Origin of the sequence: Streptomyces chiangmaiensis (genome assembly GCF_036281785.1) — a bacterium.
Lineage (GTDB): Bacteria > Actinomycetota > Actinomycetes > Streptomycetales > Streptomycetaceae > Streptomyces > Streptomyces chiangmaiensis.
The window spans coordinates 1-7,037 of record NZ_JAYWVC010000305.1; the positions used below are offsets into that span (position 1 = coordinate 1).

General features: G+C 68.7%; 9 protein-coding genes. 2 read left to right on the forward strand and 7 right to left on the reverse strand.

Features of this window, described 5'->3' with window-relative positions:
• Positions 1 to 5 precede the first annotated feature (5 nt).
• Genes VXC91_RS40725 through VXC91_RS40735 form a run of 3 tightly spaced genes read right to left on the reverse strand, consistent with a single transcriptional unit; the run spans position 6 to position 911 of the window.
• Entirely contained in the window at positions 6 to 404 is a 399-nt protein-coding gene (locus tag VXC91_RS40725) for a DUF6415 family natural product biosynthesis protein (protein ID WP_329512406.1), read from the reverse strand.
• Between the two features lie 4 nt (positions 405 to 408).
• Entirely contained in the window at positions 409 to 612 is a 204-nt protein-coding gene (locus VXC91_RS40730; protein ID WP_329512407.1) for a hypothetical protein, read from the reverse strand.
• Positions 609 to 911: a hypothetical protein gene (locus VXC91_RS40735; RefSeq protein WP_329512408.1), complete on the reverse strand. Its 303-nt coding sequence runs from the start codon at positions 909 to 911 to the stop codon at positions 609 to 611. The genes VXC91_RS40730 and VXC91_RS40735 overlap by 4 nt, the downstream gene beginning before the upstream one ends.
• A gap of 131 nt (positions 912 to 1,042) precedes the next feature.
• Between VXC91_RS40735 and VXC91_RS40740 the strand changes: the two genes are divergently transcribed.
• Entirely contained in the window at positions 1,043 to 1,810 is a 768-nt protein-coding gene (locus VXC91_RS40740) for a GntR family transcriptional regulator (protein ID WP_329512409.1), read from the forward strand.
• A gap of 6 nt (positions 1,811 to 1,816) precedes the next feature.
• Here VXC91_RS40740 and VXC91_RS47305 read toward each other — a convergent pair whose 3' ends face one another.
• A complete protein-coding gene (locus VXC91_RS47305; protein WP_408057600.1) occupies positions 1,817 to 2,092 on the reverse strand; it encodes a LexA family protein in 276 nt (91 codons plus the stop codon).
• A gap of 221 nt (positions 2,093 to 2,313) precedes the next feature.
• Between VXC91_RS47305 and VXC91_RS40745 the strand changes: the two genes are divergently transcribed.
• Positions 2,314 to 2,580, forward strand: coding sequence for a hypothetical protein (locus tag VXC91_RS40745; RefSeq protein WP_329512410.1), 267 nt, complete (start codon positions 2,314 to 2,316; stop codon positions 2,578 to 2,580).
• 264 nt (positions 2,581 to 2,844) lie between these two features.
• Here VXC91_RS40745 and VXC91_RS40750 read toward each other — a convergent pair whose 3' ends face one another.
• The 3 genes from VXC91_RS40750 to VXC91_RS40760 form a co-directional block, all read right to left on the reverse strand.
• The gene (locus VXC91_RS40750; RefSeq protein WP_329512411.1) at positions 2,845 to 3,759 is read right to left on the reverse strand and encodes a replication-relaxation family protein; all 915 of its coding nucleotides are present in this window, start codon (positions 3,757 to 3,759) and stop codon (positions 2,845 to 2,847) included.
• Positions 3,756 to 6,377 carry an ATP/GTP-binding protein gene (locus tag VXC91_RS40755; RefSeq protein ID WP_329512412.1) on the reverse strand — a complete coding sequence of 874 codons (2,622 nt, stop codon included), beginning with the start codon at positions 6,375 to 6,377 and terminating at the stop codon, positions 3,756 to 3,758. The genes VXC91_RS40750 and VXC91_RS40755 overlap by 4 nt, the downstream gene beginning before the upstream one ends.
• Positions 6,353 to 7,037: hypothetical protein (locus tag VXC91_RS40760; protein ID WP_329512413.1), on the reverse strand; the 685-nt coding region annotated here is incomplete at its 5' end. The genes VXC91_RS40760 and VXC91_RS40755, both read right to left, overlap by 25 nt.

The following is a 7,037-nucleotide window of genomic DNA, read 5'->3' on the forward strand; positions in this document are numbered from 1 at the left end:
GGTTGTCACGATCCACAGCGCGCAGTCCTTGCGGCATCCGCAGGCCGTTGCCGGTGGTCGCACAAGGCGTTGAGGACGCGGGCCAGGCGGCGGGCGTACGCGAGGTCTCCCCCCAGTGCGAGGCTCGGCTCAGCCGCGAGTTTCTGGCGGGCCTCTCCCAGGCAGGCGAGTGCGCAGTACCTCGGGACGCTGTTCCTTGCCAGCTTGCCGGCGGCCTGCTCGACCTCGGGCATGAGCAGGTCGAGGTGCCCACGCAACTGGAGGGTCAGCGTGCCCAGTTCGCTGGCGGCGGGCGGCAGCGTCTCGGGGACAGCGTCCGGGTCCAGGAGACGGTTGACGGTCTCACGCATCGTCTCGATGTCCGGGACCCCTGTCTCGCTGTTCGTGTCGACAGTGTCGGTCATAACGTCACCGCCTCCCTGGCACGACAGCGCGGGCACGAGCACGTCGAGAGCCGTTCATGAAGCCGTTCACATGGCGCGGCAGGTCCTCGCCGTAGCGGAGGCTCTTGATGGTGCCGCGGTCCTGGGTGACGGCGCCGTCGGCGCTCACGGAATAGACGCGGATTCTCATCTTGACCCCGGGCGGCGCCGGGACCGTAGTGTGCGTCATGTCGACGCTCCTTCGCTGGGTTGAGCGTTGGCCACTCCCGGGGCGGTGTCAGCGGCCGCCGGGTTTTCGTTGGGGGTCTCGTGCACCAGCGCCCACACGTAGCCGCGATCCTCTGTGCGCTCGTGGCCGTAGGCGTCGGCTTCGGCGATGGCGGACAGGACGATCTCGTGAGCTGCCTCGCTGAGTTCCGGGGGCAGGTTTGCCTCCAGGCGGACACCGGCCGGCCCCTCCGTGCGGTGCACCTCGGAACCCGTGGCGGCAGCCAGCCGTGCGGCGATGCTTTCGGCCTTCGTACGCACGGGTCTCCCAGGTGAATGCTTGATCACGTAGCGTGTTTCTAGTGCACCAGTTTCTAGCTGGTGCACTAGATTGTCAACGCATCGAGTGGATTGGCAACTTCGCCCGGACGTGGGCAGCACGGAGACACCGAATGGGCACGGAGCCGCCGCCGTACATGGTCATCGCAGACGACCTGCGGCGCCGCCTCACGGCAGGGGAATGGGCCGTCGGCGAGCGCCTCCCTTCGCGCGCCCAGCTGGCACGCGAGTACGGCGTCGGCGACAACGTGGTGAAAAAAGCCAGTGAGCGCCTGATCATCGAAGGTCTGCTTGAGGGGCGCGCCGGATCGGGCACTTACGTCACCGAGCCGCGGCAGCGCCTGCGCATGGTGCGATCCCGCCACAGCGAGTGGCGCGGCGGCTCCCCCTTCCGCGCCGACATGAAGGAACAGGGCCGACGCGGCACCTGGGAGTCCCATAGCGAGGCCCGCGTGCCCGCGCCGGAGCACATCGCCCGGCGCCTCGCCATCGAACCCGGCGAGCCGTGCGTGCAGACCTCGTACGAGTTCCTCGCCGACAGCCAGCCCGTCCAGCTCTCCGAGTCGTGGGAGCCGATGGCCATCACCGGCGAAACGCCCATCGTCCTACCGGAGTTGGGGCCGCTCGCCGGCGTGGGGGTCGTCGAGCGGATGCGATCCATCGGCATCGCCCTCGACGTGGCCGTGGAGGTTCCGCGCCCCGGCCGGGCCACGCAACGGGAGGCGAATCTCCTGGGTATCAGCGTCGGTGATCTCCTGACACGTGTCGAGCGCACCTACTACGACCGGGACGGCCGGCCTGTGGAGACGGCAGACATCGTCGTGCCGGACGTGCGCTGGGAGATCGCCTATGAGATCTCCATCGAGCAGCCCAAGGCATGAAGACGCCTACCGGGCGAGGCGGATGCTTCGCGGCTGCCACGGCTCGCGGACGATGACGCCTGTCTCTTCTAGCCGCCGCAGGTGGTAGTGCACCGAGTCGATGCTGCCGAGCTCCGTTTGCTCGGCGATCTCCCGCAGGGTCGGGCACCTCGCCGTCCTCGGTGATCGTCTCCCGGATGACCTTAACGATCTGCTCTTGTCGCTTGCGAGGTAATCGAGTCGGTGCATGTTTTCGATTAGATCGTGCGATCGAATCCTTGCGGAAGGCCGCCAGCGAGCCATGCCCGTTCGGTACGTGCAAGGAAGAGCACCCACGGCTGACTGGGGGAGTCCGACAGGATTTCGACCGGGGCTGGGCGAGGTATTCCGCCTCCGTTGTTCTGACGGGCTGCTGGGCGGGGTTGGCTGGGGGGCTCGCCGTACGGGTATGTCGAGCGTGCCTGCGCTGCCGTCGATCTTTCCTGGGTTGTCCTCACGTCTCTTGGGTCTGGAAGGATGGGGCTATGACGCGAGAGACGGCTACCCATGATGAGCGGCTGCGGGATCTGGAGGCGGAGGCGTTCCGCACGGGTCGCACCCTGGCGGAGCACGGTGAGCAACTTCAGCGAATCGGTGAGCAGCAGGCCACGGCATTCGGAAACATCGATTCCCTTGCCAACGCCATCGGTACTCCTGGAGATCGTACGATCACGCAGCGTCTCGACATGATCGAGCGTGTCTTGTTTGCACTGGCGCGCGCCCAGGGCATCCACCCTGATGACCTGGACTGACTTCCTTGTCTGTGGCGTGAGGCGTTGAAGGATGGCGTCGCATCGTGTTTGGTGTCGTTTACCCCGAGTTCGGCTTTCAGCCCTCAGTCGCGCGTGCGCCGGGCTGACGACCTTGTGATGGGCAGGTCTCGCGAAGTGCGGCGGTGATCCTTGCTCCGTATCTGTGGCTGGCCTGAGTCGGCGCCGGGGCGCCGGTGGTGGTAAGTGTTTCGCGCTGGGAGCTGATCGATTTCGACGCAGATGTCGGAGGGTGACCTCGCACTATTACAGCTGGGTCCAGGGGCAGGAATCCCCTTCAGCCAGTGGGGTCCATACGTTGCCAGTGGGGCCTTGTTGCTCAAGATCCTCGAGGACTGCTGCGCCCATCGGCACCTGCCGGGCCAGTGTGCCCACGAGGGGGTGGACGGTCACCATGGCCTGCAGGTCGTTGATCCGGTTGCCGAGGACGTACCGGGAGGCCCCGGTCAGCACGAACAGCACCCGGGGAAAGACGGGGTACCAGCGCAGCCACACCGCGCCGGGAGCGGCGGTCTGGCGTGAGCGTGGCCTGCCGATGAGCTGTGGCTCGTACGACCACAGCCGCGCGTACTCGATCAGCTTGGAGGCGAGTCGCTCGCTGCTCATGGTCGTCCGGTCGACCTCGATGAATGCCCGCAGCTTTGTCCGTTCTTCGCCCTCGATGAGGGTGTAGTGCATCACGGCGTCCGTGATGATCCGCTCGCCGTCGCTGAGCGGGTGGGAGACCTCCGGTGTCCAGTCCAGGTGGCCGTGTTCATCGCCGCGCCGGCGGGCATCGGTGACGAAGGCGAGGTGGGTTCGGACGACGGTCAGGGTGTGCGGCGTCTTCAGGGAGGCAGCGGTGGCTGAGTTGATCGGGTAGGGCGGCCGCCCGCGCAGGGCGGGGAAGTCCTTCGTCAGTCGGGCACCCTCGCTCGTCAGGTACCAGGCGCGGGACCGATTGGAGGCCGGCAGCACCGTGTAGTCCACCAGGCCGTCGCGGCGCAGCTTATTCAGGGGTCCGGAGATGGTCTGCCGCGCTGCGCTGGGCCGCAGCAGTTCGTGGAGCTGGTTCGTGGTCGCCATCCGGTGCTGGCCGAGCACGGCCAGCAGTTGATGCGGTAGCGGATCGATGGGGCTCGGCGTCCGGCCGGACGACACGGTCTCGAAGGCGGTGGTCACTTGTATCCCTTCTTGTCCAACTGGACGTTCGACGGGGTCGCGGCGTGCTGGGCGAGGAAGTCGCTCACGCGCGTGAGCTGTTCTGCAGCCCGGTCCGCGAGCTGATCCAACGGGGCGGCGCCGGCCGTGGCCCGGGCGGCGCGCTCCAGTGCCGCTACCTGTCGCGGGCGCGCGTAGTCGGCGTAGACGTCGTCCAGGTGGGGGCCGGTGATCCGGACGGGACCGACACGACGGCCTTCGACGGTCAGCGACATGTAGTGCTCGAACCGGTCCAAAGCGGCGACGATGTCCGGACCGGGACGGTCACCCCATTCCGCGGTGATCGGGGCGACCGCAGACTGCGAGCCAGCCGTCGACGCCAGAGTGGAGGCGTTCTGCACCAGCGACAGCCGCACCGGAATGGGAAGGCGGGCCAGCAGCTGGGTCATGCCGTGGACGTGGACCTTGTACTTGCGGAAGTCCTCGAACATGGACGCGATCGTCGCCGGAGCCGCACCGGTCAGGGTGATCAGTTCGTCGAAGTACGGACGGAACGGCACACGCCGGTCTTCGGGGGTGTCTCTCCTCGAGCGCACGGCCCGCAGCAGGTCGCGGGCGAGCAGCGCGGTAATCAGCCGGTCGGTGGGCCCGTTTCCGCCCGGGCACACCCACACGATCATCCGCGAGTCCATCGCGGCCCGGATGTTGTAGACACCGGTTGGCTGCCCGAGGAATGCTCGGGTCACTGGGTTCGCGGCCAGCCGGGCGATCGGGTTGAGGACGACTGTGAACGCGTCGGTGGGCAGCGTCGGGAACACCGTCCGCCACCATGAGCTGGTCTCCGCGTCCAGGCGCCCCTCCACCGCGGTGAGCGCCACCGTACGGAAGTCCGGGTCGGTGAGCAGGGACCGCACGTGGAAGATGGTGGCCTGGTCCTCCGGCCGCCCGGCCTGACAGGCGGCCTCGTTGACGGCCACCAGCACCGCCAGGGAGGCGGTGAGGATGGTGAGCGCGCGCGGAGCGGTGGCGTCGTCCCAGCCGAGCACGGAGGCGTAGGCATCGGCGGTCGCCTCGACGACCTCGTGGGCCACCTGCCCCTGGTGCATCCCGATCGGGTTCCAGCAACTGAGCTGCGGGACAGACCCGCCGGCGTTGAGATCGATCAGCGCGATTCGCTGCATCAGGTGGTCGTGGGCGAGGAACGGTAGGGCCCGTGGCCAGGAGTCGCGGTGAGGGTCGACGAACATCAGCCCGCCGCCGGCGTGGGCCCAGCCGATGGCCTGCGCGAGAGCGCGTTCGGTCTTCCCACTGCCCGCCTTGCCCACCCCGACCTCGAACAGCGTCTCGCGCGCATAGGTGGCGACCAGGCGCCGGCGGCCATCGGGTGCACGGTAGATGCCCTGCAATAGCAGGTCGGGATTGCCGTGCTCGAATGTCGGCAGGTCTCCGGCCAGCAGCGGGAGGCGGCAGTGCACCGTGGGCGGCTTGAGCAGGCCGGTCAGCTCGTCCAACCGGACCCAGTTCGGACGAGGGGGCTGGCAGTGCCCCAGATTCCAGCGGCGTTCGAAGCCACGGCGGCTGGGCCAGCGGTCCGCCCCGAACCGCCACGGGCCCACCCGCCAGCCACGCATAGCCCAACGAGAGCCGCCGCCGAACACGTCCAAGGCGGCCTGGAGTTGAGCGAGACGGGCCTGGGCGCGCCCTTCAACGTTGGACGCGCACATCACCAGCAGCTGCACGCGGACCAGGTGGTCGTCCTCGGCGAGCTTGCCCAACGCGTCCTCCGGGGTCACCCGGCGGGGGATCGGCGGCATGACCAGACGGCGCCCGCCCCCGCCCTGCTTACCGGCCATCAACTGCTGCAACTGCCAGGCCAGCGAATCCTCGATACCAGTGGCGTCCTGCCGGACCCATCGGGCGGCTCGCTGGGCCTCCCGCCTCTCCGCACGGCGGGCGTCCATCATCAGCTGCAGACGACGGGCCCGCAGTGACCATTTGGGGGCGCGCTGGATGTCGAGCCGGATCTCGGCCAGGTCACCCAGCTCGGCACGGAGGTCGGAGACGGCGTCGATCAGCGGCTGTAGCGGGTCCGGGGCCAGCGGGACTTCACGCAAGGGCGCGGACGGCTTGCCACGCAGGATGAACTCTGCCCGCACCACGTGGTCACGGGGCTTGTCGGCTATGGGGCGGGCCCGGTTCACGGTCACGCCAGGGCCGAACGGTGTGATGGACAACAGGCGTTGGGCTCCCGCGGGGCCTTCGATCCGGTACCGGAGTGGGCTGGAGCCGTCGGCGCGCAGCCGGACCTGCACCGTCTTGGACTGGCGCGGCGCCCACCACGGCATGGAGGTCGAGGCTCTGGCGAGCTGAACACCCCGGCGGAAGATCTCCTCGAAGCCAGGGTCGAAGTGCCGCGACGGTACGAGTTCGAGCGCCATCCGCTCAGCTGAGGCCTTGCGAGCCAGGTGGCGCACCGCCATCTCGCTCGCCATCCAGACGATGACGGCGGCCGCGGTCACCACCCACCAGTAGGTGATCGCCCAGCCGGTGGCATGCACGATGCCGGACACGAGGCCGAGCGCCTGGCCGGATGCTGTTTGGTCCGCCGGGGCGGTCAGGTACGGGGCTGCGGAGTCCACGTGGCTGTTCCTTTCTTGGTAGTGCGGGTGAAGTTCCATTCGGTGATGTGGAGGTCGGTGAAGGTGCCGCTGCGGTCCGTGCCGGCCCACACCAGGTGGACCACGGCCTTGTTCGGGCTGCCGTCGCGGCGGGCGATCGCGGCCTGGATGCGGAAGTCAGCGGTGGCGAACGCCGGGGCCACCGCTTGGCCCATGTCAGGGAACATGTCCGGCCACCTCGCGCGGCCAACTCCGGTGGCGTCCGCGTGCAGCAGCGCACGACCGGCGGTGAGCAATTTCCGCTGGTCGGCGACGGGAAGGTCGGCCGGCCAGGCGGTCTCCAGATTCCGCTGGACAGCTCTGTCGCCGGCCACACCCTCGCCGTGCGGTGGCAGAGCGGCTGGAGGCGTCGACGCCTCGGGCGCCGTGGAGGCAGCCGCGCCAAGGGTCGGTGGCCTGCCGGTAGAAGGCGTTGCGGCGATCGGTGACCGAGCCGTGGTCGCGGCCGAGGGAGGTGCCGTTCCTGGAGTCGGCGGTTGCTGACCGTGCGGCATGTACAGCAGAGCCGTCCCGGCGACGGCGAGCAAGACGGTGCTCAGCAACAGCAGGCGCGGTGAGCGTGGCGTGGTGGTCACAGCAGCCGTGCACCCCCCGCATAGCCGGACATCGCGCTGACGGCGT

Coding starts and splice junctions, on each gene's coding strand:
- VXC91_RS40725 (WP_329512406.1), bottom strand. CDS start 404: ATGACCGACACTGTCGACACGAACAGCGAGACAGGGGTCCCGGACATC.
- VXC91_RS47305 (WP_408057600.1), bottom strand. CDS start 2,092: ATGGCTCGCTGGCGGCCTTCCGCAAGGATTCGATCGCACGATCTAATC.
- VXC91_RS40745 (WP_329512410.1), top strand. CDS start 2,314: ATGACGCGAGAGACGGCTACCCATGATGAGCGGCTGCGGGATCTGGAG.
- VXC91_RS40740 (WP_329512409.1), top strand. CDS start 1,043: ATGGGCACGGAGCCGCCGCCGTACATGGTCATCGCAGACGACCTGCGG.
- VXC91_RS40730 (WP_329512407.1), bottom strand. CDS start 612: ATGACGCACACTACGGTCCCGGCGCCGCCCGGGGTCAAGATGAGAATC.